Origin of the sequence: Pseudonocardia sp. WMMC193 (assembly GCF_021728735.1) — a bacterium.
Classification (GTDB): domain Bacteria; phylum Actinomycetota; class Actinomycetes; order Mycobacteriales; family Pseudonocardiaceae; genus Pseudonocardia; species Pseudonocardia oroxyli.
In genome coordinates this window covers 3,761,546-3,787,331 of record NZ_JAKKDO010000003.1, presented here as the reverse complement: position 1 = coordinate 3,787,331, position 25,786 = coordinate 3,761,546, and the positions used below count along the sequence as shown (strand labels likewise).

The following is a 25,786-nucleotide window of genomic DNA, read 5'->3' as shown; positions in this document are numbered from 1 at the left end:
CGGGGCCGCCCAGGTCAAGGTCGCCGGCGGGCGGATCCGCCGCCCCAAGCGAGTCCGACGGCCCGGGCAGAAGCCCGCCAACCGCATCGGCGACACCAGCGGCCACGACCCCGAGTTGGTCATCGACTACCTGCACTCCCTGCGTCCCCGGAAGGAGCGTGAACAGTGACCACAGCCGCCGCGGTGTGGGTCGACGTCCTCCCGTCGATGAAGAACTTCGGTGGGGACCTCGTCCGGCAGGTCTCCGAGTCCGCAGGCAAGGCGGGCGACCAGGCCGGCGACGAGATGGGCGAGCGCACCAAGAGCGGCTTCTCCGCCCACGTCGGCAAGATCGCCGCCGTCGGCGCCGTCGTGGGCACCGCCCTCATCGGTGCCCTCTCGGCGTCGATGGACGCGAGCTCGGCCAACGCCAAGCTCGCCGCCCAGCTCGGCCTCAACGCACCCGAGGCCCAGCGCTACGGCAAGCTCGCCGGGGACCTCTACTCCCAGGCCTACGGCGAGAGCCTCACCCAGGTCAACGACGCCCTGGGCGCCGTCCGTCAGAACATCGGCGGCATGGCCACCGCCAGCGACGCGGACATCCGGAACGTCACCAAGTCCGTGCTCGACCTGAGCGAGGGCCTGGGCCTGGACGTGACCGAGTCGACCCGGGCGGTCGGCACGATGATGCGGACCGGCATGGCCCCGGACGCCAAGTCCGCCATGGACATCATCGTCTCGGGCATGCAGAACGGCGTCAACGTCGCCGACGACCTGCTCGACACCTTCAACGAGTACTCCACCCAGTTCCGGTCGCTCGGCCTCGACGGCGCGACCGCGACGGGACTGCTCTCCCAGGGCCTCAAGGGCGGAGCTCGCGACGCCGACGTCGTCGCGGACGCGCTCAAGGAGTTCAACCTCATCGCGACCTCGGGGACCAAGGAATCCGCCGCCGGGTTCCAGAAGCTGGGCCTCGACGCGAACAAGGTCAGCAAGCAGATCGCCGGCGGCGGCCCGGGTGCGGCGGCCGGGCTCGACATGGTCCTCGACCGCCTGCGCGCGATGCCGCCGGGCATCGACCGCACCCAGACAGCCGTGGCGCTGTTCGGCACCAAGGCCGAGGACCTCGGCGACGCGCTCTACTCCCTCGACCCGTCGAGCGCGGTGAGCGCCCTCGGCGAGGTGGCCGGCGCCTCCGACCGCTTCGGCACCACCCTCAACGACACCGCGTCCAACAAGATCGAGACGTTCAAGCGGTCGCTGGAGACCGGGGTCACGAACTTCGTCGGGAACGTCCTGATCCCGGGGCTGTCGACGGCGGCCAACTTCGTGTCGTCGGTGTTCGGGCCGGTGTGGTCGACAGTGGGCCCGGTGATCGCCCCGATCGCCCCGCATCTGGTCGCGGCGGGCGCCGGGCTCGGTGCACTCGTGCTGGCCGGGAAGGGCCTGGGCGCTGTCAAGACCGGGTTGACCGATGCCCGCGACATGGTCGTGGGGGTCAAGGACGCGGTCACCGGAGTCCCGGACAAGGTCCGCCAGCTCGGGTCGGCGTGGGACACGGTGAAGTCCGGCGCCTCCACGGCCGGATCCGCGATCCAGACCGCCGGGTCGTGGGTCGCCGACACCGGACGCAAGAGCGTCGACGCGGCGAAGAACCTCGGCAGCCTGGCCCTGAACTACGGCCGCGCCGGGGTCGCCGCGATGGTCTCCGGGGCCCGGCAGGTCGGCGCCGCGGTGGCCACCGGTGTGGTCACGGCGGCGACGTGGGCGTGGTCGGCGGCGCAGGCGGCCCTGAACTTCGTGATGTCGCTGTCCCCGATGACCTGGCTGATCATCGGGATCGTCGCCCTGGTCGCCGCGGTGATCTACGCGTGGCACAACTTCGCGTGGTTCCGCGAGGGCGTCGCCGCGGCCTGGTCCGGGATCCAGACCGCCGCGTCGTGGGCCTGGGGGGTGCTCCAGTCGATCTTCGCGCTGCTCGGTGCCGGGACGCGCGCGGTCGGCGGGTTCTTCGTGTGGCTGTGGCAGTCCGCCGTCGTCCCGGCCTGGTCCGGGATCCAGGCAGCCGCGTCGTGGGCCTGGGGGCTGGTCTCGTCGATCTTCGCCTGGTACGTCTCCGGGCTGCAGAACGTCGGCTCGTTCTTCGTCTGGCTCTGGCAGTCCGCCGTGGTCCCGGCCTGGTCGGCGATCCAGTCCGCGTCCTCGACCGCCTGGTCGATCGTCGATGGCGTCTTCCGGTTCTTCCGCGACGGCGTCGACGCCGTGGGTCGGGCGTTCGAGTCCGTCGCCGGGTGGATCGGCCGTAGCTGGGACTCGGTCAAAGAGGCGGCGCGCACACCGGTGCAGTGGGTCGTCGACGTCGTCTACAACAACGGCATCCGTGCACTGTGGAACGGGGTGGCCCGCACCTTCGGGCTCGGCGAACTCCCCGAGGTCCACATGAAGGACGGCGGCGTGATGCCCGGCTACACCCCCGGCCGCGACGTGCACCGGTTCTTCTCCCCGACCGCGGGCTGGCTCAACCTCTCCGGTGGTGAAGGGTTCCTGGTCCCCGAGGCCGTGCGCGGCCTCGGCGCGGGTTTCGTCGGCTGGGCCAACCGGTTCTTCTCCGGGGGCCGGTCCTCCGGTGGTGTCGGCACCGGCGGTGCGGAGTCGAGCTTCGCCGACGGCGGGATCTGGGGCTCGATCGTCAACGCGGCCAAGGGGCTGCCCGGGATCGGGGCGCTGATCACCGCCACCGACGCCGCGTCGCTGGGGGCGAACATCGCCACCGGCGGGGACCTGCGCAAGGTCCTGCAACCTGCGGTGGACAGCCTCGCGGGCAACGTCGGCTCCGGAGCGTGGGCGCAGATGCTGCGCTCGATGATCGACAAGACCGTCGACGCCATGGCCAAGAAGGTCGACGAGTCCGTGCCGCAGTCCTACGGCGGCCCCGGCGGCGGGGGCGGCGCCGCCGCACCGGCGCAGGTCGTCGGGTGGATCATGCAGGCGCTCGGGTTCACCGGCACCCCGGTGTCGTGGCTGGGCCCGTTGCAGACGCTGATCATGCGCGAGTCCGGAGGCAACCCCCGCGCGATCAACCTGTGGGACTCCAACGCCGCGAAGGGCACCCCGTCGATGGGGCTCATGCAGACCATCGGCCCCACCTTCGCCAGCAACCGCGACCCGCGCCTGCCCAACGACCCGTACAACCCACTGGCGAACATCGTGGCCGGGATCAACTACATCAAGCGCCGCTACGGGTCGGTGTTCAACGTCCAGCAGGCCGTGGGCGCCACCCCGAAGGGCTACGACTCCGGCGGGCTGCTCCCGACCGGCTGGTCCTCGGTCTACAACGGCACCGGCCGCCCCGAGGCCGTGCTGACCGGCGCCCAGTGGAACGCCCTGACCGCGAACGTGCGCGGCTCGGACGACGGCGGGGAGTTCGTGCTCACCTCCGGCGCGCTGGAGATCCTCGACGACGGCCTGGTCCGCATCGTCGACGGCCGCATCGTGCGCGTGCTGACCGACTCGAACAACGGCCGCCGCCCCTAGCGGCGTGCGCTCGGCCTGACCCCGCTCCCTCTCGATCTCTCCGGAAAGGCGTTCTCCGTGGCCTACGAACAGCGCACGCCGCTGGACTACCGGTTCGGCCAGCTCACCGCGACCGTCACGAGCCTGGACACCACCTTGACCAGCGCCGCGTTCGCGTCGCTGCCCTCGGACCTGTCCGCGGCCAAGTACCTGCCGATCACCCTGGCCGACGACAGCCTCGGGGTGTACGAGGTCGTGTGGGTCACCGGGCACACCGCCGGATCCACCGCGGTCACCGTCGTACGCGGCCGCGAGGGCTCGACCCCGCGGGCGTGGTCGCAGGGCGCGGTGTGGCGGGCCGCGCCGCTGGCCCGCGACACCCTGACCGTGCTCAGCCGGGCGTCGCTGCCCGCCGACGCCCACACCGGCATGCGCGTGATGCTCGCCGACGAGAACCAGGTCGTGGAGAAGGGCCCCGACGGATGGATGTCGCCGTTCGGGTCCGGGGCGCCACGGCGGCGGATCCTGAACCAGACCATCGGGCTGGCCGGGAACACCGAGACCAAGCTGACCGCGCTCAACCAGGTCGCCGCCCCGCACAACGTCGGCCCGGCCACCTACTCCGGCGGCAACGTCTACCTCAACCGCGCCGGGTTCTGGCGGCTCACCCTGGAGGGCTCGTCCTCGTTCTCCTCCTACGGCTGGTTCTACCTGCTGATGCGCTGGGCCTCCGACACCGGGCCGTGGCCCGGGGACCAGAGCAACCGCCAGACCCTGCCCAACGGGTTCGCGATCGTGAAGTCCGACTGGCTGGGCTACGTCACCGCCACGCAGGCGGCGATGGCGCTGGGGCTGTTCGCGAACCGGGCCCGCGACGGGCAGACCGCGAACGAGAACGCCTACGTCCAGTTCACCGCCGAGTACCTGGGCGGCTGAGCTCGTGTCCTACGGAGGCGCCCCGCGCGGGGCCGGAACCTACGGCGGGGCCCGCGACGTCGCCGGAGCTCGCGGCGGCGGGGTCATCACCGACCCCGCCCGCCCCGAGGGCTCCGGGTGGCGCTGGTCGACCTCGAAGACCGCGCTCGGCCCCTACGGCGGCCTGTCCTACGGCGGCGGCGGCGGCCTGGGCTACCCGTCCGCGGGCGGGCTCTCGGCCACCCCCGACCCGCTGCTGGGCACCGTCCGTGTCGCGGCCTGGTGGTCCTCGGCGCCGTACCTGCGCCTGGCCCGCGTCGTCGACGGCGTCCGCACCCCGGTCCGCGGCGCCTACCCCCTCGCCGTGACCGCGCCGACCCGGTTCAACCGCTGCACCAACCCCTCCGCCGAGGTCGACCTCACCGGCTGGCTCGCCGGATCCAACACGACCCTGTCGCGGATCACCGAGGCAGCGATGCCCGACGGGACCTCGGCGTTCCGGCTGCGCGCCACCGCCGCCGGCACGGTGGCCGCGACCGTCCCGGTCGCGCTCCCGCTGGCCGAGGGCGCCCCGCAGGTCTCGCTGAACCTGCGCGCCGGCGCCGCCCCGTCCGGGGCGCTGACGGTGTCGGTGACCTGGCTCGACCAGACCGGCGCCTCGATGGGCACCACCTCGGCCACCGTCCCCGCCGCGACCCTGGCCGGGTTCGTCGGCCGCTGGGACCGCACCGCCGTGCTCTCGATCCCGCAGCCCTTCGACTCCACCGGCGCGAAGGTCGTCACCTCCGGCACCATGACCTTCTCCGTCGCCGGGCTCGCCGCCTCCGGCGTGATCGACATCGACGCCGTCCTGATCGAGGGCGGCAGCTCCGACGGCTCCTACTTCGACGGGGCCCGCCAGTACGGGGCGTGGATGGGCACCCCGCACGCATCCTCCTCGGCGCTCGCACCGGTCGTCGACGTCGTCGACCGCGAGGCCCCGCTCGACCGGCCGGTGCAGTACGAGCTCACCGCCCCCAACCAGCCCGCCTACGTGCTGACCTCCGAACCCATCGTGCTCGACAGCCGCGACCGCACGTTCCTGGGCCACCCGGTGCTGCCCTACCTCATCGTGGCCACGGTCACCCGCGAACCCAAGGTCACCCGCACCATCGAACGCGGCGTGCACAAGGTCATCGGCCGGCGGCGCCCGATCGCGATCTCCGCGTCGACGCGCGACAGCGAGTCCGGGACCCTGGAGGTCCTGGTGACCACCTTCGCCGAGCGCGACCGGTTGTGGGAGATGCTCGACGACGGCCAGCCGCTGCTACTGCGCGCCCCCGCCCGCCTCGGGCACGGCCCGGGGGAGTGGCTCTCCATCGCCGACGTCGACCTCGACCCACCCGGGCACGGCGCCTGGGAGGGCGCCCGGCTGTTCAGCCTGCCCTACCAGGTCGTCGACGGCCCCGTGGCCAACCCCGACGACCCGACCGCGGCCGCGGCGGCCTGACGTGTGGCCGATCAGCGCCGCGGCGCGCCAGACCCTGCGCTCCAGCCACGCCATCACCGCCCGCTGCCGGGCCTACACCACCGACGGCCGCGCGATCGACCACATCCCGATCGAGTCCGCCACGGTCACCTGCGACGCGAAGAGCCAGGTGCGGCGCACCGCGTCGCTGCTGGTGTCGGACCCGCGGATGTGGCCCTACACCGGCACCGGGGCACTGTCCCCGCTCGGCGCAGAGCTCGCGCTCGAATTCGGCATCGTCATCCCCGGACGCGGCACCGAGTGGGTCCCCATGATCCGCGGCCCCATCCAGAAGGTCGGCCTGTCCCGTCCGCTCACCTCGGGGCTGGCCGTCGAGCTCGCCGACCGCTCCAAGTCCGTGGCCGACGACCGGTTCGACCAGCCCACCCAGACCCGCGCCGGGCAGACCTGCGTGCAGGAGATCACCCGCCTGATCACCGAGACCCTGCCCGGTGCGGTGGTCGTCGACGAGACCGGCGACACCACCGCAGCCCCGGTGCTCGACATCGACAAGGAACGCTGGGCCGACGGCGTGGAGCGCCTCGCCGACGCCATCGGCGCGGAATGCTTCGCCGACCCCGTCGGGGTGTTCCGGATCCGCTACCAGCCCCGCGTCACCGACACCCCGGTATGGGTGATCGACTCCGGGGAGACCGGGGTGCTGGTCAAGGCCGACACCACCCTGACCCGCGAGCAGGTCTACAACGCCGTCATCTGCACCGGCGAACGCACCGACGGCACCCCACCGGTGTTCGCGAAGGTCGTCGACGACGACGCCACCAGCCCCACGTTCTACGGCGGCCCGTTCGGCCGCAAGCCGCGGTTCTTCTCCTCCCCGCTGCTACTGACCAACGCCCAGGCCGCGGTCGCCGGCGCCGGGCTCCTCGCCCGCGTGCGCGGCCTCGGCGCGCACGTCGACGTCGACACCATCACCAACCCCGGCCTCGAAGCCGGGGACGTCGTCGAGGTCCGCCTCGACGACGGCACCCGCCAACGCCACATCCTCGACAAGGTCCCCATCGACACCGCGCCCAGCGCCGCGCAGAAGCTCACCACCCGCTCGATCGACCTGCCCTCCGAGAGCTGAGGAGCCCCGCGGCCATGAGCGTCGACCCCGCCGACCTGCTCAACACCACCCTCGACGACCGCACCGACACCGGCACCGGGGCCTGGGCCGTCGGCGCGGTCACCGAGATCGTCTCCGCCACCCGGGTCAAGGTCACCGTGCGCGGCGGCACCAAGACCCTGCCGCGGCTGGCCGGCTACACCCCGACCGTCGGCGACACGGCCCTGATCGCGTGCGTGCCCGGCGCGTGGTGCCTGATCGGGAAGTTCGCCACCTGATGATGACCCTGCGCCAGATCGCCGCCCTCGCCCTCGGCCTGCTCGTCGCCGCGGCGATCGCCGCCGGGATCCTGCTCGCCCTGCACCCCCGGCCCGCCCCCGCCGGGGTCCTCGGGCCCGCACCGAGCCTGCCCACCGCCCCCGCGGAACCGGGCCCACCCGCCCCACCGTCGAGCTCGCCCACCGGCCCGGTGCCGACGCCCCCGCCCCTGCGACCGGTGCAGCCCTGAACGATCGAAAGGCGGTCACCTGGTGGACCCTGCCGCGCTGACCGCGTTCGTCACCGCCCTGGGCGCCCTGGTGGCCGCGTTCGGTGGTCTCCAGCTCCGCCGCAACAAGCTCGACAAGGCCGAGCGCGAACAGCAGGCCGCCGCCCTCGTGGCCACCCGCGAGGACCTCGGCCGCACCAACCGCCTACTCGGCCTGGCCGTGCGCCACATCGCCCGCCAGGACATCGCCCTGGGCTACGCGGGCGTCGACGAGATCCCGCTGCACCCCGAGCTGCTGGCCTTCATCCGAGGTGAGGACGATGAACGCGACCCTGCACAACCTTCCCCGCGTCGACCCCGACAGCCCCTCCGCGGACCCGAACGGCGGCCCCAGGAACGGCGGCCGTACCAAGGCTGAGCGGCGCCACCGCGGCCGCGGCCGCTCCACCTGGCTGCTCCCGGGCGCGATCATGGCCCTCGCCGCGGCGATCGTCGTCGGCGGTCTGCTCGCCGGTGGCCGCACCGCCCAGCTCACCGACGAACGCGACGGCGCCGTCGGCACCGCCAAGGCCCTGGCCCCGCCCGTGCTCGACCAATGCGTCAACGGCACCCCCACCGGGCCGCAGCCCACCCCGGCCGACTGCGCGCTCGCCGCCCAGGTCGCCGCCGCCCCGGCCGTGCAGATCGGCGAGGGCCTCGACACCGCCCGCGTCCTGGAGCTCATCCGCGCCGAGCTCGCGAACCTGCCCCAGCCGCAACCGCTGCTCCCCAGCCCCGAGGCGGTCCGGGCCGCGGCCGCCGAGGTGCTGCTCGCCAACGCCGACCTGTTCCGCGGCCCGCCCCCGGACGAGGCCACCCTCCAGCGCCTCGCGGCCGCGGCCGCCACCGCCTACTTCGCCGCCAACCCCGTGCGCAACGGCGTCGACGGCCGCGACGGCGACAACGGCAAGGACGGCCGCGACGGCGCCCAGGGCATCGGCATGGCCGCCCTCGACTTCGGTGTCCGCGACGGGCGCTGCGTCGCGATCGCCACCCTGGTCGACCCCGCCGACGGCTCGACCAGCGAGACCACCGCACCCGTCCCGGACGTCCTGTGCGCCAGCACCTCCACCGACCCCGAGCCCGCCCCGAGCAGCGGCCCCATGCCCCTGCTCGGCGGCTGAGACGGAGCGCCCCGTGATGACCGTGACCCCCGGCTTCCGAGCCGCACTGATCTCCGCGTACCGCCACCGGCGTACGCGGGCCGCCCAGGCCAACAGGGCCTGGCGGCGACTGCTGGCCGTCCCCGACCAGCTCGACCTGCTGCTGCCCGTCCCGGGCCAGCTCGACCGAATGGAGCGTCGCCAGATGGCTGCTGCCGCTGCTGACCGTGAACTGCTCTCCGCACTCGCCGCCTCGATCCCCGCCATCGGAGACGGCATCGACAAGGTCGTCGCCGACCGCGACACCTGGCGCGACCGAGCCCTGGCCGCCGAGGGCCGCGAGGCCACCGACGAGGCCGGCGACGTCGACGCCGCCCAGCCGCTCAAGGACGCCATCGGCGCCCTCGCGGCCAAGGTGTCCGGCCTCGTCCCCGCCACCCCGCCGGTCCTCGAAGAGGTCCCCGCGGTCGTCGACGCCGCCCCGGACGCCCCCACCGCGCCGACCGCCCCGGACACCGAGCCCGCCGAGGCGCCGACCGAGCCCGCGCCGGAGTCGCCCACCGCGGAGCCCGAGACCTCGGACACCCCGGCCGGCATCGACCCCGGCCCGGCGACCACCACCGAGGAGCCGCAGGCCTGACCACTCGCTCCCTCGCGAGCTCCCGCCGGGTGCCGTCCCCCGTCCCCCCGACCGACGGCACCCGGCGGGACCCGACTTCCCCGTCCCGAGGAGGAAACCTCGCCGTGGCCGACACGCAGCCGACGCAGGCCGAGCTCGACGCCGCGATGATCGCCACCGGGTACCGCTACACCGACCCGGTCGACGACACCGCGCACCCGCGCATCACCTCGCCCGACGTCGACGACCCGCCCGACGCCTTCCCCGCCTCGTGGGGCACAGAACCGACCGAGCGGGACCAGGCCGCGATCGACGCCGGGAACGCCTGATGACGATCAATCTGAGGGACTACTCCCGCACAGCCGCTCAGCGGGGCTGGGGCCCGGGGTGGCCGTCGTGCCAGGGCGTGATCACCGGCGGTGGCACGGCGATCGTCACCGCCGATCTCAGCGGCGTGCGGCTCTCGGTGCACAAGCGCATCTCACGGCTGGTGGACCTGCTGCTCGACGACACCGAGCGCCGGGGGTACCTGTTCCGATCCGGCCAGTGCGGCGGCTACAACTGCCGCCCGATCGCCGGGACCAGCTCGCCGTCCAACCACTCGTGGGGCCTCGCGGTCGACCTGAACTGGAAGGCCAACCCCTACGTCAGCCCGCGCGAGACCGACATGCCCGCGTGGATGCCACGGCTATGGAACCGCTACGGCTTCGCCTGGGGCGGCGACTACAGCGGCAAGCAGGACTCCATGCACTACGAGTTCATGGGGACTCCGGCCGACGCCGACGCCATGACCGCCCTCGCTCTGCACGAGCTCAGCGGCACCCCGGCTACCGCGACCGACACCCAGGAGGAACCCGCCATCATGCGTCAGGTCCACCTTGACAACCCGGGCTCGACCCCGAACCGCACCGGCCTGCTCACCATCGACGGCGTCGGCACCTCGCTGGTCATGCCCAAGGGCGCCCGCGCCTGGCTGCAGTACGAGACCTTCTACCCCGACGCCCAGAAGGCCGTGGCCCGGCTGACCTGGCTGGTGTTCCGCGTCCAGGGCGGCAAGGACGTCCCGCGCGACCCCCGGGACCTGCCGCACCGCGCGTTCGACGCGATCGAGCTCCCGGCGGGCTGCACCGCGGTCGAGCTCGCCGTCACCGGTCTGCCGATCGGCGGAGTGTTCTCCGCCCACCTCGACGGCATCGGGCACGGCTGATGGCCCGAGACGACCAGCACGAGCGGCCGCGGCCGCTGCGCGACGCCGCCCGCGACGGCGCCACCCCACCCACCACCGTGGGCACGGTCCTCGCCGCCCTGGCCATCGGGGTGATCCTCTACCGCACCGACGCCGGGATCGACCCCATCAACCTGGCCGCCGCGGTCGTGGCCGTCGTGGCCACCGGTGGCACCTCGCTCTACACCGTGCTGCGGGTCCTGCGCGCCGCCGAGCCCCGCGTCACCCCCGTCGACGACCCCCGCAACAACGCCGGCGAGCAGCTCATCCCGCGCGGCACCGCGCTGCTCGGCGAGATACTGGAGCAGCTCCTCGAACTCCGCGCCACCCCGGCCGAGGCCGCACCACCACTGGAGGTGCGCGAGGACCGGGCGGCGGACTCGGTCGAGGCCTACGACTGGGCCGAGGCCGACCCCTCCCCGCCGCGCCACGCCCGCACCCAGAAGATGCCCGCGGTCGACCTCGACCGCCGCCGCGGCCGCGTCGACCCCGCCGGGCGCCCCCGCCGCCTGAGCACCGTGCCCCCCGAGACGATGCCGCCGGCGGACCCCGACTGGTACGCCGACGAGCTCACCGCCGCCGACGAGCGCAACGCCCGCGGCCGCGTCCGGCCACCCCCTCAGGACCAGCGCGCGACGGTCCATCGCGCGAGCTCGCCGGACGCCACCACCGCCCCGACCGGGCTCGCGACCCGCACCCCGACCGGGCAGATCCCCGCCTCCGCCCTGCTCGCCGGGTCCCGGGGCCGCCGTCGCGCCGAGCGACTCGACGAACCCGTCGACGACCGATACGGCGCCGGAGCCGTGCCGTGGGGAGGGACCCACCGTGCCTGACACCGTCCCGCTGCGCGACGACCTGACGATCTACTGGGGCCGCACCTTCGGCCCCTACGGCTGGATCCTGCGCGACGACCTCGGCCGCCCGCTGCGCTCGGCCGACGGGATCCACGCCGTGGCCAAGATCCGCGCCCACCCCGACGGGGAGGTCCTGACCACCTTCGTCGCCGAGGTCACCGCCCGCGTCATCGAGGGCGACCCCGAGCCGGTCGTGCTCGCGCTGCTCACCCTGTCCACCGAGCAGACCCGCCTTCCGATCCGCACCGGCGTCTACGACGTCCTCGTCGACGCCGTCGGCCAGCACAACCCACCCGGCGTGGAGGGCCGCATCACCGTCGAGCTCCCGGTGTCGCGATGAGCGGCCACCTCGGGAACCCGATCGACCTGAGCACCGGGCCGCGGCTGGGCGCCGGAATATCATTCGGGCCCACTTCACCCTCCGGCGGTGTCGCGGTCCCGCCGCGGGCGAACGTGCTCGACGAGCTCGGCGACGTCGAGGCGCCGTCCTCGGACCCGGGCTTGCTGGAGCGGCAGAGCGACGGCGTCGTCCGCCCGGTCCCGCGCGACGAGATCACCAGCGAATGGTTCTCCGGTCGCGGTGAGCCGCCACCGGTCATACCCGGAGCCAAGAAGGGCGACATGTACGTCGACCTCGACTCCGGCGCGTTCTACCAACTTGGCTGACGAAGGGAACCAGACCATGGCGTGGGGACAGATCGGGTCGGTCAAGGGCCCGAAGGGCGACACCGGCTCCCAAGGGCCACAGGGTGACACCGGCACTCAGGGCCCCAAGGGCGACACCGGCGCCCAGGGCCCGAAGGGCGACACCGGCGAGCGCGGCCCCGAGGGCTTGCAGGGTGTCCAGGGCGTGCAGGGTGTGCCCGGTCAGGGCTTCGACCCGGCCCCGGCCGTGGCCACCGTTGGGGACCTCCCGCCCGGAGACCCGCCCGGCACCACCCGGGTGGTGATGGCCAACCGGCACATCTACGGCAAGGAGGCCGCAGCGCAGGGCGGCGGCTGGACCGACATGGGCGACATCCGCGGCCCCGAGGGACCACAAGGCGTCCAGGGCCCGGCCGGAGCGGCAGGCGCAACCGGAGACGCCGGCGCGCAGGGCCCCAAGGGAGACAAGGGCGACACCGGGAACACCGGCGCCCAGGGCAACACCGGCGCCCAGGGCGCGAAGGGCGACACCGGCAACCAGGGGCCGCAGGGTGCCCGCGGAGCGACGTGGTTCTCCGGGAACGGGGCACCCAGCTCGATCCCCGGCTCGCAGGTCGGGGACCGCTACCTGGACCTGACCGACGGCGCCGTCTACCTGCTGAGCTGACCCGTGCCGTGGACAGCGACCGGCTCCTCACTCAAGGGGCCCAAAGGCGACCAAGGCATCCAAGGACCCCAGGGCACCCAGGGACCCGCCGGCGCCGACGGCGGCACCACCGCGCACGCGGCCCGCCACCTCCCCGGCGGTGCCGACCCGATCACCAACGGCGTCCCCGCCGGCGGTGCCGCCGGTCAGGTCCTGCGCAAGTCCTCGGCGACCAACTACGACGACGAGTGGGCCCCGCCCGCCGGGCAGATCGTGGCCCGCGGCAACAAGACCAGCGGCAACATCGGCGTCACCTCGGGTACCGAGGTCCGGATCATGATGATCGCCATCCCGGTCGTCGCGGGACGCCTCTACAAGATCACGACCCGGATGGAGGTCGACAGCACCACCGCCGACGGGATCTCCTCCACGACGCTGCGCCACACTTTCGCCACCGGAACCCCCGCCGACCCGACGACCAGCTCGACCCAGCTCGACCGCGCCCTGATGCACCACCGCGTCGTGTCCGTGCCGGTCACCGTCGAGACCGTGGGGTTCTTCGAGGCCACCCAGACCGGCACCCTGAAAGTGCTCGCGTCCGTCGCCCGGGCGAGCAGCAGCGGCCAGATCACCGTCCGCACCGACGGCATGGCCCATCGCATGTGGGCCGAGGACCAAGGCCCCGCCGTCGCTGCGGCCCAGACCCTCTACTAGAACCCCGGACACCAGACCGGCCTGCGGGGGTCGCGTCCGCTCCCCAGCGACACGACACACACCCCGCAGGCCGGTACCCGCACGCCGCCCCCGCGGGCACGCGGACGCAGCGAAGCCATCGAAAGGACCCGCGACTTTACACCGAAACGTTGCAGACGTACTGCTCCGTGACCTTCCGGATCGCCGGACCGTCCGCCTCGTCGACCTCGAACCTCAACGCGGCCTGACGGGTGATCACCTCGTTCGTCTCGCCCGACTTGATCGAGTCGCACAGCCGCAGGCCGTCGCGGGCGACATACTCAGCGGCCTTGTCCAGGTCGCCATCGTGGCGGTCGAGGCGCTCCTGCGTCGACGGGACCTCGGCGATCAGCGCGCCGAGGTAGTCGCGCTTCTGCTGCACCGTCAGCGCCGCATCCTCGCGATCGCCGACCGACGCCGTCGGGGCGGCCGCCGTGGGGGCGGCGTCGACCGCCGGCTCCTCGGACGTCGACCCGGCACACCCGGCCGTGAACGCCAGTAGGAACGCCAGAGCCAGCCCGGCGCCGAGCTGCCACGGGCGACGGTGCTGCACAGCCTCGGTGATCATGGTCTCCTCATGCGGTCGAGGTATCGGCTTGCACGCTTTGGTCGCGTGCTGTGTACGGGTTGTTACTCCCCGCGGTCCGATATGTCGTGACCTGGCCCGCGGATTCACCCGGCCGAGTGGCGTCCGCCCGGCTCGCTCGGATCGGTCACCGTCACCTCAGCCCCGGATCCCAGCAGCCGCATTCGGCCGCGGAGCCCTCGCGCCAGTCGGATGCCATCGGAGAGGCACGCGACTACCGCCAGGCCGTCGACATGTACGACGACCTCGGCATGGCGGCAGCAGCCCGGCTCGGCGCATCTCATGTCGCACCTCCTCGGGCCGTGAGCTCGGCGAGCAGGGCGTCGAGGGCAGCTTTCCGCGTGGTCAGCGACACTTCGCCGGTGTTCCAGTCGGCAGCCTTCGTCCGGTCCTCGGTGTCGCGAAGCGCGGCCCACCACCGCAGCGACCCGAACCGCCATCCTCGCCAGGGCCGCTCGTCGCCGACGATCCCGACCGGGCGTCCGTCGACCTCCACGATCCACACGCGTAGGCCTATTCGGGTCTCGCCGTCGCGGGGGAGCAGCCGGACCTTCGGCGCGGTCACGGCCGATCCTCGTCGAGCTGGTGGCGGAGGTACCCGGCCATGAGGATCGAGTGCCGCTGGCCCAGGCGGTCCGGGTTGTGCGGCAGCACGAGGACCTCGTCCGCGCGGCGGAGATAGTCCCGCAGCTCAGTGACCGCTCGCGCGGTGAGCGTGACCGGACGTGGCGCGCTCGTTACGTTGCTCATGGGTCCCCTCCCGGGGGGATCAAAGGGCCCGGCCGGGGATTGCGCCCCCGGCCGGTGCCCGCCTACTGCACTCAGTGCTCCTCAGCCCAGCCGTAGCTCTCCAGCGCGGACGCCTGAGCCGCGGCAAGGTGGTCGCGAAGTCGCATCACGTCGCGGTGGTCGAGTCGAGCCGTCTCGCGCGGCACGTGCAGATCGATCTCGCCAGTCAGCGGGTCCACCTGCACGGTGATCCACTGCTGCCGCGAGAGCAGGTCGCGACATCGCAGCCGCCACCGGCGTCTTTCCTTCATGATCGGGATGTCGCCGGCGGCGCTTCGCTCCGGTACGGGCGGACACGAGATCCACAAGATCGAGTGACGTCATGCCGCGTGGCTCCCCGGCCACTCTCCGTCGGTGGCTGGCCTGGCGCTTCGTCCAAGCAGCCGTTGTGTCGTCATCAACTCGATGTAGCGCGCGGCTTCCAGCGGCGAAACCTCGGTGTATCGCTGCGTGGTGTCGACGCTCGCGTGCCCCATGATCTTCGCCTGCCGGTACAGGTCCGGATCGAGCGCGTGGTAGTCGCCGCCGAACCGGTGACGCAGGCTGTGTGCGGTCTCGTGGACTCCGATGCCTCGGAGGAACCGGTTGGTCCGCATCGACACCATGGTCGGGCTGTGCGGCGCGCCGTCGGACACGCGGGTGAACACCGGTCCGCCTCGCAGGAACGGTCGCATCGTCGTCATCAGCATCCGCCCGACGGGTACCGTCCGACGCTTGCCGCCCTTGCCGGTGATGTGAGCGAGACCAGCGCCGTCGGGTAGCGACTCAATGTCGTGGGTCTGGAGCCACGCGATCTCGCAGCAGCGGAACCCAGAGCAACCCATCAGGCCGAGCCAGATGTACATCTCAGGGTCGGAGACCGCGCAGGCGAGCGCGAGGTCGTAGTGGTGGTTGGCCATCGGGCGTGGCAGCGCCGCGGGAATGCGCGGGCGCTCCAGGACCAGGGTCGGGTCTTCGTCGCGGAGACGCGGACGTGCTCGGACGATCATCCAGCGGTAGAGGCCCTTCGCGGCGCTGATGTAGCTGGCGACAGTCTCCGGGCGGCCGCGGAGTTGTGCGTGCCAGGCGACGATGTCGTTCTCGGTGGCGTCCGCGAGCTGGATGGGGTGGAGGAACTCGGCGAGGTTGCGGAGCTGGATCTTGCGGGTCTTCTCGGTGTTCGGGCGCCAGCGGCCTGTGGCGCGGTGGTAGTCGATGAATGCGGTGATCACTTGGGCGTTCGCTCGTTCGGTAGGTGGCACCACACGAAGGTTGCGGCCCGTGTTGCGACTGTCACGCGGCGTGGGCACAATTCGCCCTTTCCGCCGCACCCGAACGGTCGACGTCAGGCTCGGCGTGAGGGTGCGGCGGTTTGCATGATCCGTTGCTGCCCTCACGGATTGGTAGATCGTCCCGCGGCGCTCTGGCCTGGCGGTAGTCGTCGAGCCGGCTTACAGATGCGCCAAGTGACCGACGGGTATGCCAGGGTGGGACCTGCAGGCGACGGTGACGTCGCACCCGGTTCGAGCAGGAGCGACACCTGATGGACCTCACTTTCACCGCGGCCGAGGAGGAGTTCCGCAGCGAGCTCCGTGCCTGGCTGTCCGCACACATCCCCGCCGAGTGGCGGCGTCCCGGATTCTGGGAGTCCCTCAGCGACGAAGAGAGTTTCGGCCTGCGTCGGGACTGGGAGCGGGACAAGGCCCTGGCCGGGTTCGCCGGCATCCAGTGGCCGACCGAGTACGGCGGCCGCGGCGGCACCCCCGGCATGAAGGCGATCTACGACGTCGAGATGGTGCTGGCCGACGCGCCGCGCACGGTCAACCCGCTCGGCCTCACCTTCCTCGCGCCCACCGTGATGGCGATCGGCACGGACGCGCAGCGCAAGGAGATCATCGGCCCGATGCTGCGCAACGAGGTCATCTGGTGCCAGGGCTTCTCCGAGCCCGGCGCGGGGTCCGACCTCGCCGCGCTGACCACGCGCGGCGTCCGCGACGGGGACGACTTCGTGGTCAACGGCCAGAAGGTGTGGACCACCAACGCCGTGCACGGCGACAAGATCTTCACCCTCGTCCGCACCACCCCGGGCAGCCAGAAGCACCGCGGCATCTCGATGCTGCTGATCGACATGCACCAGCCCGGCGTCGACGCGCGCCCGCTCAAGCAGATGTCCGGCGCCAGCGAGTTCGGCGAGGTCTTCTTCGACGACGCCCGCGTCCCCGCCACGGACGTGCTCGGCGCGGTCGACGAGGGCTGGCGCACCGCGATGCTGCTGCTCTCCTTCGAGCGCGGCGCCTCCGGCATGTCCCAGTACACCGAGTTCCGCAGGCAGTACGACGAGATCGCGGCCGTCGCGAAGAAGCTGGGTCGGGACCGGGACCCGGTGATCCGCGGCAAGCTCGCTCGGGTGCTCACCGAGCTGGAGTGCCTGCGGCTGCACGCGATGCACATCCTCACCCAGACCGAGCAGGGCCGTGACCTGGGTTTCGAGGCCTCGATGACGAAGCTGCAGTGGTCGGAGGCCTCGCAGGACCTCTGGGAGGTCTTCGACGACGTCCTCGGCGAGGACGTGACCCTCGAGGAGCTGGACGACCTCGACCTGACCCCCTTCAACGCCCAGGCCATGTGGTCGCGGTCGGTCACCATCTGGGGTGGGTCCTCGCAGGTCCAGCGCAACGTCACCGCCGAGCGCGTGCTCGGCCTGCCGCGGTAGGAGCCGAGATGTTCTTCGCACTCACCGAGGACCAGCAGGAGTTCGGCTCCGCCGTGCGCACCTACCTGGCCGAGCGGTTCGACCTCGACGCCGTGCGGGCGTACTTCGAGGCGCCGGCCACGAACGACGCCGGGAACCTCGACGGCCTGTGGAAGGCCGCGGGGGAGCAGGGCTGGCTCGCCGTCACCGTGCCCGAGGAGCACGACGGGCTGGGCCTCGGCCTGGTCGAGGCCCAGGTCATCGCCCGCGCCCTGGGCGCCGGGGTGGCGCCGGGCCCGTGGCGCGGGACCGTCCTGGCGGCGGAGGCCATCCGCCTCGCGGGCAGCGCCGAGCAGCAGGCGCAGTGGCTGCCCCGGCTCGCGACCGGCGAGGCGGTCGGGGCGCTGGGGTACTCCCGGTCCGTCGAGTACGGGCAGACCGCGGACGTCGTCGTCACGCCCGAGGGGCTGCTCACCGGCTTCACCGCGACGCCGGTCGGGTCCTACGACCGCACCACCCGGCTGGCCCGGGTCGAGGGCGGCTCCACGGAGGCGCTGCCGGGGGACGCCTCGTCGCTCGAGGCCCGCGCGACCGTCCTGGTCGCCGCGGACCTGGTCGGGATCGCCCGCGAGGCGCTGACCCGCACCGTGGACTACGACAAGGAGCGCGAGCAGTTCGGCGTGCCCGTCGGCTCCTTCCAGGCGATCAAGCACGCGCTGGCGGACCTGCACGTCGGGATCACGATGGCCGAGCACGCGGCCCTCTACGCCGCGCACGCGGTGGACGCCGGGCTCGACGACGCGGATCTCGCCGTCTCCGTGGCGAAGGCGAAGGCGAGCGACGTCGCCCTGGCCTCGACCGCCGCGATGATCCAGTACCACGGCGGCATCGGCTACACCTGGGAACACGAGGCGCACTTCTTCTACAAGCGGGCCAAGCGACTCGCGGGCCAGTACGGCACCGCGGACGCCCACCGCGAACGGATCGCCGCCCTGACCCTGTGAGCGGCGATGGTCGCTGTGGCGACCATCGCCGCGCACGACCACGATGGGGCGATGGATCACTACCGGGCCGTCGCCTCCCGCTCCGCCGCGTTCGCCCAGGCACAGTCCTCGCCGTTCAGCATCGACGTCCGCTTCACCGGCGGGCTCTCGGACCGGCAGCAGGCGGCGTTCGCGACCGCGGCGGACCGGTGGGCCCGGATGATCGTCGGTGACCTGCCCGCCGTGGACGTCGACGGGGAGACCGTGGACGACGTCCTCGTCCTCGCGAGCGGCGCGGCGATCGACGGCGCCGGGCAGATCCTCGGCCAGGCGGGCCCCACGCGGGTGCGGCCCGCCTCGGCGGGCGGGCTCCCCGCGGTGGGGGAGATGCAGTTCGACACCGCCGACCTGGCGCGCATGGAGGCCGACGGCACGCTCGACGACGTCATCGCCCACGAGATGGGCCACGTCCTGGGCATCGGCACCCTGTGGACGTCGCTGCTGCGCGGGCGCGGGACGGACGACCCGCGCTTCACCGGCGCCGGTGCCGTGGCGCAGTGGGGGGCGCTCGGCGGGACGGGTGCCGTGCCGGTCGAGAACACCGGTGGGGCGGGCACCCGCGAGGGGCACTGGCGGGAGACGACGTTCGGCACCGAGCTGATGAGCGGCTTCATCGCCGAGGCGCAGAACCCGCTCTCCCGGGTCACGGTGGCGAGCCTGGCGGACCTCGGCTACGTGGTGGACCTCGACGCCGCCGAGCCGTACACCCTGCCCACCCCGTCCTCGGCGGCCGCGATCGTGGCCGGACCGGGGCGGCGCTGCCGGGTCGAGCGCCCTCGGGTGGCGGTGCTGCCGGAGTCCGCGGTGGACGGCTGACCGCGCCGACCGCGGCCCGGTCCTAGTTGGAATCGCGCAACCCCCGCGACCGTGGGAACGTGGGGGGATGCCCGCGCCTCCCGCAGTCAACGCCACCGCCGCCGCCCTGCTCGGCCTGCTCCACGACGGCCCGATGACCGGCGGTCAGCTCGTCGCCGCCGCCGGCGAGCGCTTCGGCTCCTTCTTCACCGTGACCCGCAGCCAGGTCTACCGCGAGCTGCCCGTCATGGCCGAGGCGGGGCTGCTGCGGCTGGGCAAGCAGGGGCCGCGGGCGTCCCAGCAGTACGTGATCACCGCGGCGGGCAAGCGGTCGTTCAAGGCCTGGCTGCAGCACGGGTCCGGCGGCGACGCGCTGCGCAGCCCGCTGGTGCTGCGGCTGCTGCACGCCGGGTCGCTCACGGTGAAGCAGCGCGCCGAGCTCGTCGACACCTCGAAGGAGGTCTACGCCGAGCGGCTGGTCGAGGCCAGGGCCGCGGCCCGCGGCGAGACGGACCCGTACCGCAAGGCCGTCGCGGACTTCACGGTCGCGCACACCCGGGCGATGGTCAAACTGCTGGACAGCATCCCCGCCGAGTAGCCTGTGTGGTTGTGAACCCCGACGTCTCCGCCGACCTGAAGGACCTCGCGACCACCCTCGAGGGCATCGAGGCCGTCACCGACGTGCCCGCCCTCAAGAACGAGATCGCGGACCTGGAGGAGCAGGCGGGCGCGCCGGACCTCTGGAACGACACCGAGGCGGCCCAGAAGGTCACCAGCAGGCTGTCCCACGCCCAGGCCGACCTGCGCCGGGTCGAGGACCTGCGCCGCAGGCTGGACGACCTCCCCGTGCTCTACGAGCTGGCCGAGGACGAGGGCGACGAGTCCGCGATCGCGGATGCGGACGCCGAGCGCGCCAAGCTGCGTGAGGACATCGCGTCCCTCGAGGTCCGCACCCTGCTCTCCGGCGAGTACGACGAGCGCGAGGCCCTGGTCACCATCCGCTCCGAGGCGGGCGGGGTGGACGCGGCGGACTTCGCCGAGATGCTCATGCGCATGTACCTGCGCTGGGCGGAGCGCCACGGCTACAAGACGGACGTCTACGACACCTCCTACGCGGAGGAGGCGGGGATCAAGTCGGCGACCTTCCAGGTCCACGCGCCCTACGCCTACGGCACGCTGTCGATCGAGCAGGGCACCCACCGGCTCGTCCGCATCTCGCCCTTCGACAACCAGGGCCGCCGCCAGACGTCGTTCGCCGGTGTCGAGGTGACCCCCGTCGTCGAGTCGACCGACCACATCGACATCGACGAGAAGGAGCTGCGCGTCGACGTCTACCGCTCGTCGGGGCCCGGCGGCCAGGGCGTCAACACCACGGACTCGGCCGTCCGGCTGACCCACCTGCCCACCGGCATCGTGGTGTCGTGTCAGAACGAGCGGTCGCAGATCCAGAACAAGGCCACCGCCATGGTCGTGCTGCAGGCGAAGCTCCTGGAGCGCAAGCGCCAGGAGGAGCGGGCGCTGATGGACTCGCTCAAGGACACCGGTTCGTCCTGGGGCAACCAGATGCGCTCCTACGTGCTGCACCCGTACCAGATGGTCAAGGACCTGCGCACCGAGTACGAGTCCGGCAACCCGGGCGCGGTGCTCGACGGGGACGTCGACGCCTTCATCGAGGCGGGGATCCGCTGGCGTCGGAACCAGGAGCTCGAGGCCGAGAAGGCCTGATCGGACGAGCGGTACCGCCGGTGCGCCGAGGGGGCCTGTCGGGTAGCGGTTCGCTCACGCCCTGTCGGTAGCGTCACGGACGTGATCCGGCTGGAGCGCGTCACCAAGATGTACAAGACCTCGACGCGTCCTGCCCTGGACCGCGTCTCGGTCGAGGTCGAGAAGGGCGAGTTCGTCTTCCTGATCGGCCCGTCGGGCTCCGGGAAGTCGACGTTCCTGCGGCTGCTGCTGCGGGAGGACGTCCCGACCCGCGGCTCGATCTTCGTCACCGACCTGAACGTGGCGAAGCTCCCGCGCCGCAAGGTGCCGCGGCTGCGCCAGAAGATCGGCTGCGTGTTCCAGGACTTCCGGCTGCTGAACAACAAGACCGTCGGCGGCAACGTCGCCTTCGCGCTCGAGGTGATCGGCAAGTCCCCGTCGACGGTGCGCAAGGTCGTGCCCGAGGTGCTGGAGCTCGTCGGGCTCTCCGGCAAGGCGGACCGGATGCCGCACGAGCTCTCCGGCGGTGAGCAGCAGCGCGTCGCGATCGCGCGGGCCTTCGTGAACCGGCCGCTGGTGCTGCTGGCGGACGAGCCGACGGGCAACCTCGACCCGGACACCAGCCAGGACATCATGCTGCTGCTGGAGCGCATCAACCGCACCGGCACCACCGTCGTCATGGCGACGCACGACCACTCCATCGTGGACTCGATGCGGCGCCGGGTGGTGGAGCTGGACATGGGCCGGGTGGTGCGGGACGAGGCGCGCGCGGTGTACGGGGTGGGCCGGTAGCGATGCGCACCGACTTCGTCCTCCGGGAGGTCTCCACCGGCCTGCGCCGCAACGTCACCATGACGGTGGCGATGGTCCTGACCACCGCGATCTCGCTGCTCATGGTCGGCACCGGGCTGCTCGCGGTGAAGACGATCGACGCCACGGAGGCGCTGTACTCGGACCGGCTCGAGGTGCGGGTGGCGCTCACCCAGGACGTCTCGACCGCCGATGCGGACTGCACCCAGCCGATCTGCGCCGGTCTGCGGTCCACCCTCGAGAACTCCCCGCTGGTCGACTCGGTGACCTACGAGAACCAGGACCAGGCCTACGCCCGCTTCCAGGAGCTGTTCGCGGGCCAGTCGGTTGCGGAGCTCGCCCGGCCGCAGTCGCTGCCCGCGACGCTGCGGGTGAAGCTCGTGGAGCAGAACGGGTCCACCGAGGCGGGCGCCGCCGCCGTCAAGCAGGCGATGACCGACCAGGTCGGGGTCCGGACGGTCATCGACCAGCGGGACGTCGTCGCCAAGCTGTTCGACTTCCTCGGCGGAGTCCGGAACATGACGTTCGCGCTGGCGCTGGTGCAGGCCGTCGCGGCGCTGATGCTGATCTCGAACACCGTGCAGGTGTCCGCCTACACCCGGCGCACGGAGGTCGGGGTCATGCGGCTGGTCGGCGCCACCCGCTGGTACACCCAGCTCCCGTTCCTGGTCGAGGCGGTGATCACCGGCGTGGTCGGCGCCGTGCTCGCCGGGGTGGGCCTGATCGTCGGGAAGTTCGCGTTCATCGACTCGCTGCTGGCCGGCATCGCGCAGAACGGCGTGATCCCGCCGGTCACGCTGATGGACGTGATCACCACGGGCGTCTACCTGGTGCCGATCGGCGCGCTCGTCGCGGGCGTCACGGGCTACATAACCCTCCGCCTGTACGTCAAGGTCTAGATCGCATTATGGAGCCATAACGCCAGATCAGCGGCCTCCAGACGGCGTTGTGGCTCCATAATGCGGGCGGGGCGCGGGTACGCTGGACGTGTGAAGGAGAAAGGCCGCAAGGTGATCGCGCAGAACAGGCGTGCGCGACACGACTACGCCGTCCTCGAGGAGTTCGAGGCGGGCGTGGCGCTCATGGGCACCGAGGTCAAGAGCCTGCGGCTGGGTCGTGCCTCGATCGTGGAGGCGTACGCGACGGTGGACGACGGCGAGGTCTGGCTCCACGGCCTCACCATCCCGGAGTACACCCACGGCAGCTGGACGAACCACGAGCCGCGCCGCACCCGCAAGCTGCTGCTGCACAAGTACGAGATCGAGCGGCTGATCGGCAAGATCCGCGAGGGCGGGCTCACGCTGGTCCCGATGTCGCTGTACTTCTCCGACGGCAAGGTCAAGTGCGAGCTCGCGCTGGCCCGCGGCAAGAAGACCCACGACAAGCGGCAGGACCTCGCGAAGAAGGACGCCGAGCGCGACATGGCCCGCGCGATCGGCCGGGCCGCGAAGGGGCGAGCCCGATCGCTGCGCTGACCGACGCGGACGTCCCGGGGTGGGTCGCCGAGCTCGGCCTCCCCGGGCTCGTCGACATCCACGTCCACTTCCTCCCGGAGCGGGTGCTCCGCAAGGTCTGGGCCTACTTCGACGAGGCGCGCACGCACTACGGCCGGGACTGGCCGATCCAGTACCGGCTGCCCGAGGCGGAGCGGGTCGCGATCCTGGAGAAGCTCGGCGTGCTCGCGTACGCGCCGCTGGTCTACCCGCACAAGCCCGGCATGGCGGCCTGGCTGACCGAGTGGGTGGGGGAGTTCGCCGAGGCCACGCCCGGCGCCGTCCGGACCGCGACGCTGTACGCCGAGCCCGGCGTCGAGGACTATCTCGGCGCGGCCGTCGAGGCGGGTGCCCGGGCCGTCAAGGTGCACGTCCAGGTCGGTGGCTTCGACCCGCGGGACCCGCAGCTGGAACCGGCCTGGGCCCTGCTGTCGGACGCCGCCGTCCCGGTGGTCGTCCACTGCGGGCACGGCCCGATCCCCGGCGCCCACACGGGGCTGGACGTCTTCGGCGAGGTGCTGGCCCGCCACCCCCGGCTGACGGCGGTGCTCGCCCACGCGGGCATGCCGGACTTCACCGCCGCCGTGGACCTGGTGCGGCGCCACCCGAACGTGCACCTCGACACCACGATGGTCGGCACCCCGTACGCCGAGGAGTTCGCCCCGCTCCCGGCGGACTGGCCCGAGCTCCTCGCGAGCATCCCCGGCCGTGTCGTGCTGGGCACGGACTTCCCCAACATCCCCTACCCCTACGCGACGCAGCTGCAGGCGATCGCGGGCTGGGCCGAGCACCCGTCGCTCGGGGACGCGTTCCTCCGCGACGTGCTCCACGACGCCGGGGCGAGACTGCTGCGCCTGTGAGCGGCGATCGTCGCCATGGCGACGATCGCCGCTCACGACCCCTGGTCGGGGGACGACGCGGAACCGGAATGAACCGCGGCCCGATGGGCGTTATGCTGTCCCGACGGTCCGAACGCCGGGCCGCGAGGGGGTGAACGGTTTCGACTCCTGAAGCCGACCGAGGAGAAGCGTGCCGAGGAAGGCGACGATGATCTCGTTAACCACACGTCGCAAAAAAATAAGTGCCGACGAGAGTCAGCACGCCCCGGTTCAGGGCGCCCGCGCGGACTTCGCGCTCGCGGCCTGATCCACTAGTGGGCTGTCGGCCCGCGGGTGTTCCCGCCGCGGTGTCCGGCATCAGCTAGGGAACTCACCGTCCAGCCCGGCCGTCGGGGGTGGACGGGACATCTCACAGCGGCTGGGATCGTCACACCGGCTTGTTCGCGAGACCGGTGGATCCGAGTAGAGACACAGCGGACTGCGCACGGAGAATGCCTCGCAACGCAAGGGAGGACCCGGGTTCGATTCCCGGCACCTCCACCCCTCAGGACGGGGCCCCGACCAGCCGGTCGGGGCCCTTCGTCGTGTCGGAGGGATCGGTGCACACCAGGCCCCAGGGGCGGTCGCGCACCCGGGTCATCACGAGCGTCACGCGGCGGGAGCCGCGCAGCTTCAGCCGCTTGTGCAGGGCGTCGACGTCTCCGGCGAGCCCGCGCCGCCGGATGTCCACCGCCCCCACGTCGAGCTCGGCGAGCCTGCGCGGCAGTCGTTTCTGGTCCCACGGCGCGGAGTCGACGACCTGCAGCGTCCGGGCGAAGGGCGTGTTCACCCGCGACGACGTGCACAGGAACGCGATGCGCTCGTCGATCTGCCACGCCCCGACCCGCCGGGCTAGCTCCGCCACCGCCCCCGCGCGCGTGACGGCGGGGTTGGGATCGAGCAGCCACGGGCCGGGATCGCGCACCGCCACCGGCTCCCCGTCGGCCGCGACCAGGGTGTCCCCGCTCGGCAGCACCGTGGCCCGCGCCCCCGCCGTCGCCAACGCCGGGGACCACAGCACGGCCTCCTTGAGGTCCCGGTCGACCGCCACGAACTCGTGCTCCCAGCCCGCCGGGACCAGCGCCCGGTCGACGCCGGGCGCCGCCTTCACCGCGACCGGCCGGTCCAGCGCGAAGCACCACTCCAGTGGCGGCTCGCTGTCCCCGAGCCGCATCCGCCCGCCCGCGGACCGGCGCGCCGGGTCGACGAACACGGCGTCGAACCCGCCGAGGTCGACGTCGCGGACATCGGACTCGCACGTCGAGACGACGCCGCCGTAGACGGCCGCGTTGTGGCGGGCCATCCACAGGTGCACGGGGTCCAGGTCGACGGCCAGCGCCTCGCGCCCGGGGGCCAGCGCCAGCAGGTCCCCGCCGATCCCACAGCACAGGTCCGCGACCCGGCCGCCGGGGAACCGCGCGGCCCGGTGCCGCGCGACGATCTCCGGCGAGGCCTGCTCCAGGCCGGCCCGGGTCAGGAACATCTCCGCGGCCCGGCTGAACTTCGCCGCCCCCCGCTCCCGCAGCCGGGCCTGGGTCAGCGCGTCCGCGACCAGGTCCGCGGGGTGGGTCCGGCGCAGCGCCGTACCGAGGGCGAGGGCGACCTCGTCCGTGATCGGCCGCCCGTCCGCCGCGATCGCGGCGAAGAGCTCCGAGGCGCCTGCCAGCCGTTCCACGTCCACCGGCCG

31 protein-coding genes and 1 other RNA gene are annotated in these 25,786 nt (G+C 72.6%); 26 read left to right on the top strand and 6 right to left on the bottom strand.

Going from position 1 to position 25,786, the window contains the following annotated elements:
• Positions 1 to 165 precede the first annotated feature (165 nt).
• The 16 genes from L3X23_RS19550 (at position 166) to L3X23_RS19475 (ending at position 13,312) form a co-directional block, all read left to right on the top strand.
• A complete protein-coding gene (locus L3X23_RS19550; protein WP_237193562.1) occupies positions 166 to 3,513 on the top strand; it encodes a phage tail tape measure protein in 3,348 nt (1,115 codons plus the stop codon).
• 57 nt (positions 3,514 to 3,570) lie between these two features.
• On the top strand, positions 3,571 to 4,428 hold the full coding sequence (locus tag L3X23_RS19545) for a hypothetical protein (RefSeq protein WP_237193561.1): 858 nt from the start codon (positions 3,571 to 3,573) through the stop codon (positions 4,426 to 4,428).
• Positions 4,429 to 4,432: 4 nt separating this feature from the next.
• Positions 4,433 to 5,896: a hypothetical protein gene (locus tag L3X23_RS19540; protein WP_237193560.1), complete on the top strand. Its 1,464-nt coding sequence runs from the start codon at positions 4,433 to 4,435 to the stop codon at positions 5,894 to 5,896.
• Between the two features lies 1 nt (position 5,897).
• The gene (locus tag L3X23_RS19535; RefSeq protein ID WP_237193559.1) at positions 5,898 to 7,001 is read left to right on the top strand and encodes a DUF5047 domain-containing protein; all 1,104 of its coding nucleotides are present in this window, start codon (positions 5,898 to 5,900) and stop codon (positions 6,999 to 7,001) included.
• A gap of 14 nt (positions 7,002 to 7,015) precedes the next feature.
• Positions 7,016 to 7,258 (top strand): hypothetical protein, encoded by a 243-nt coding sequence (locus tag L3X23_RS19530; RefSeq protein ID WP_237193558.1) that lies wholly within the window; start codon positions 7,016 to 7,018, stop codon positions 7,256 to 7,258.
• A complete protein-coding gene (locus L3X23_RS19525) occupies positions 7,258 to 7,488 on the top strand; it encodes a hypothetical protein (RefSeq protein ID WP_237193557.1) in 231 nt (76 codons plus the stop codon). The genes L3X23_RS19530 and L3X23_RS19525 overlap by 1 nt, the downstream gene beginning before the upstream one ends.
• Positions 7,489 to 7,510: 22 nt before the next feature.
• Entirely contained in the window at positions 7,511 to 7,885 is a 375-nt protein-coding gene (locus L3X23_RS19520; RefSeq protein ID WP_237193556.1) for a hypothetical protein, read from the top strand.
• The gene (locus tag L3X23_RS19515; RefSeq protein ID WP_237193555.1) at positions 7,788 to 8,630 is read left to right on the top strand and encodes a hypothetical protein; all 843 of its coding nucleotides are present in this window, start codon (positions 7,788 to 7,790) and stop codon (positions 8,628 to 8,630) included. Before L3X23_RS19520 ends, L3X23_RS19515 begins: the two co-directional genes overlap by 98 nt.
• A gap of 16 nt (positions 8,631 to 8,646) precedes the next feature.
• On the top strand, positions 8,647 to 9,249 hold the full coding sequence (locus L3X23_RS19510; protein WP_237193554.1) for a hypothetical protein: 603 nt from the start codon (positions 8,647 to 8,649) through the stop codon (positions 9,247 to 9,249).
• 104 nt (positions 9,250 to 9,353) lie between these two features.
• Positions 9,354 to 9,557 (top strand): hypothetical protein, encoded by a 204-nt coding sequence (locus L3X23_RS19505; RefSeq protein ID WP_237193553.1) that lies wholly within the window; start codon positions 9,354 to 9,356, stop codon positions 9,555 to 9,557.
• Positions 9,557 to 10,435, top strand: a complete 879-nt coding sequence (locus L3X23_RS19500; protein ID WP_237193552.1) for a M15 family metallopeptidase — start codon at positions 9,557 to 9,559, stop codon at positions 10,433 to 10,435. Before L3X23_RS19505 ends, L3X23_RS19500 begins: the two co-directional genes overlap by 1 nt.
• Positions 10,435 to 11,286 carry a hypothetical protein gene (locus tag L3X23_RS19495; protein WP_237193551.1) on the top strand — a complete coding sequence of 284 codons (852 nt, stop codon included), beginning with the start codon at positions 10,435 to 10,437 and terminating at the stop codon, positions 11,284 to 11,286. The genes L3X23_RS19500 and L3X23_RS19495 overlap by 1 nt, the downstream gene beginning before the upstream one ends.
• Positions 11,279 to 11,647: a hypothetical protein gene (locus L3X23_RS19490; RefSeq protein ID WP_237193550.1), complete on the top strand. Its 369-nt coding sequence runs from the start codon at positions 11,279 to 11,281 to the stop codon at positions 11,645 to 11,647. Before L3X23_RS19495 ends, L3X23_RS19490 begins: the two co-directional genes overlap by 8 nt.
• Positions 11,644 to 11,973 (top strand): hypothetical protein, encoded by a 330-nt coding sequence (locus L3X23_RS19485; protein ID WP_237193549.1) that lies wholly within the window; start codon positions 11,644 to 11,646, stop codon positions 11,971 to 11,973. The genes L3X23_RS19490 and L3X23_RS19485 overlap by 4 nt, the downstream gene beginning before the upstream one ends.
• Positions 11,974 to 11,989: 16 nt before the next feature.
• Positions 11,990 to 12,619, top strand: coding sequence for a collagen-like protein (locus L3X23_RS19480; protein ID WP_237198203.1), 630 nt, complete (start codon positions 11,990 to 11,992; stop codon positions 12,617 to 12,619).
• A 3-nt stretch (positions 12,620 to 12,622) separates the two neighbouring features.
• On the top strand, positions 12,623 to 13,312 hold the full coding sequence (locus tag L3X23_RS19475) for a hypothetical protein (protein WP_237193548.1): 690 nt from the start codon (positions 12,623 to 12,625) through the stop codon (positions 13,310 to 13,312).
• Positions 13,313 to 13,448: 136 nt separating this feature from the next.
• On the opposite strand, the gene L3X23_RS19470 is transcribed toward L3X23_RS19475, so the two are convergent.
• The 5 genes from L3X23_RS19470 to L3X23_RS19450 all read right to left on the bottom strand — a co-directional run bounded on the left by L3X23_RS19470 (position 13,449) and on the right by L3X23_RS19450 (position 15,916).
• Complete coding sequence (locus L3X23_RS19470; RefSeq protein WP_237193547.1) at positions 13,449 to 13,898, bottom strand: hypothetical protein; 450 nt, start codon at positions 13,896 to 13,898, stop codon at positions 13,449 to 13,451.
• A 298-nt stretch (positions 13,899 to 14,196) separates the two neighbouring features.
• Positions 14,197 to 14,481 carry a hypothetical protein gene (locus L3X23_RS19465; RefSeq protein WP_237193546.1) on the bottom strand — a complete coding sequence of 95 codons (285 nt, stop codon included), beginning with the start codon at positions 14,479 to 14,481 and terminating at the stop codon, positions 14,197 to 14,199.
• Positions 14,478 to 14,666, bottom strand: coding sequence for a hypothetical protein (locus L3X23_RS19460; RefSeq protein ID WP_237193545.1), 189 nt, complete (start codon positions 14,664 to 14,666; stop codon positions 14,478 to 14,480). The genes L3X23_RS19465 and L3X23_RS19460 overlap by 4 nt, the downstream gene beginning before the upstream one ends.
• Before the next feature lie 71 nt (positions 14,667 to 14,737).
• Positions 14,738 to 14,890 carry a hypothetical protein gene (locus L3X23_RS19455; protein WP_237193544.1) on the bottom strand — a complete coding sequence of 51 codons (153 nt, stop codon included), beginning with the start codon at positions 14,888 to 14,890 and terminating at the stop codon, positions 14,738 to 14,740.
• A 135-nt stretch (positions 14,891 to 15,025) separates the two neighbouring features.
• Positions 15,026 to 15,916, bottom strand: a complete 891-nt coding sequence (locus L3X23_RS19450; RefSeq protein WP_237193543.1) for a tyrosine-type recombinase/integrase — start codon at positions 15,914 to 15,916, stop codon at positions 15,026 to 15,028.
• A gap of 311 nt (positions 15,917 to 16,227) precedes the next feature.
• Here L3X23_RS19450 and L3X23_RS19445 point away from each other — a divergent pair, with 311 nt between their 5' ends.
• The 10 genes from L3X23_RS19445 (at position 16,228) to ssrA (ending at position 24,603) form a co-directional block, all read left to right on the top strand.
• Positions 16,228 to 17,397, top strand: a complete 1,170-nt coding sequence (locus tag L3X23_RS19445) for an acyl-CoA dehydrogenase family protein (protein WP_093084128.1) — start codon at positions 16,228 to 16,230, stop codon at positions 17,395 to 17,397.
• A gap of 8 nt (positions 17,398 to 17,405) precedes the next feature.
• A complete protein-coding gene (locus L3X23_RS19440) occupies positions 17,406 to 18,380 on the top strand; it encodes an acyl-CoA dehydrogenase family protein (protein WP_237193542.1) in 975 nt (324 codons plus the stop codon).
• Between the two features lie 51 nt (positions 18,381 to 18,431).
• The gene (locus L3X23_RS19435; protein WP_237193541.1) at positions 18,432 to 19,235 is read left to right on the top strand and encodes a leishmanolysin-related zinc metalloendopeptidase; all 804 of its coding nucleotides are present in this window, start codon (positions 18,432 to 18,434) and stop codon (positions 19,233 to 19,235) included.
• A 67-nt stretch (positions 19,236 to 19,302) separates the two neighbouring features.
• A complete protein-coding gene (locus tag L3X23_RS19430) occupies positions 19,303 to 19,812 on the top strand; it encodes a PadR family transcriptional regulator (RefSeq protein ID WP_093084137.1) in 510 nt (169 codons plus the stop codon).
• A gap of 11 nt (positions 19,813 to 19,823) precedes the next feature.
• Positions 19,824 to 20,939 (top strand): peptide chain release factor 2, encoded by a 1,116-nt coding sequence (prfB, locus tag L3X23_RS19425; protein ID WP_093084140.1) that lies wholly within the window; start codon positions 19,824 to 19,826, stop codon positions 20,937 to 20,939.
• Positions 20,940 to 21,020: 81 nt separating this feature from the next.
• Complete coding sequence (gene ftsE, locus L3X23_RS19420) at positions 21,021 to 21,710, top strand: cell division ATP-binding protein FtsE (RefSeq protein WP_093084142.1); 690 nt, start codon at positions 21,021 to 21,023, stop codon at positions 21,708 to 21,710.
• A 2-nt stretch (positions 21,711 to 21,712) separates the two neighbouring features.
• Positions 21,713 to 22,627, top strand: a complete 915-nt coding sequence (gene ftsX / locus L3X23_RS19415) for a permease-like cell division protein FtsX (protein ID WP_237193540.1) — start codon at positions 21,713 to 21,715, stop codon at positions 22,625 to 22,627.
• A 90-nt stretch (positions 22,628 to 22,717) separates the two neighbouring features.
• Complete coding sequence (gene smpB, locus L3X23_RS19410) at positions 22,718 to 23,203, top strand: SsrA-binding protein SmpB (RefSeq protein ID WP_237193539.1); 486 nt, start codon at positions 22,718 to 22,720, stop codon at positions 23,201 to 23,203.
• Entirely contained in the window at positions 23,191 to 24,081 is an 891-nt protein-coding gene (locus L3X23_RS19405; protein ID WP_237198067.1) for an amidohydrolase family protein, read from the top strand. The genes smpB and L3X23_RS19405 overlap by 13 nt, the downstream gene beginning before the upstream one ends.
• Before the next feature lie 126 nt (positions 24,082 to 24,207).
• Positions 24,208 to 24,603: a transfer-messenger RNA gene (ssrA, locus tag L3X23_RS19400) on the top strand.
• Position 24,604: 1 nt separating this feature from the next.
• On the opposite strand, the gene L3X23_RS19395 is transcribed toward ssrA, so the two are convergent.
• Positions 24,605 to 25,780, bottom strand: a complete 1,176-nt coding sequence (locus L3X23_RS19395; protein WP_237193538.1) for a class I SAM-dependent methyltransferase — start codon at positions 25,778 to 25,780, stop codon at positions 24,605 to 24,607.
• Positions 25,781 to 25,786: the final 6 nt, after the last annotated feature.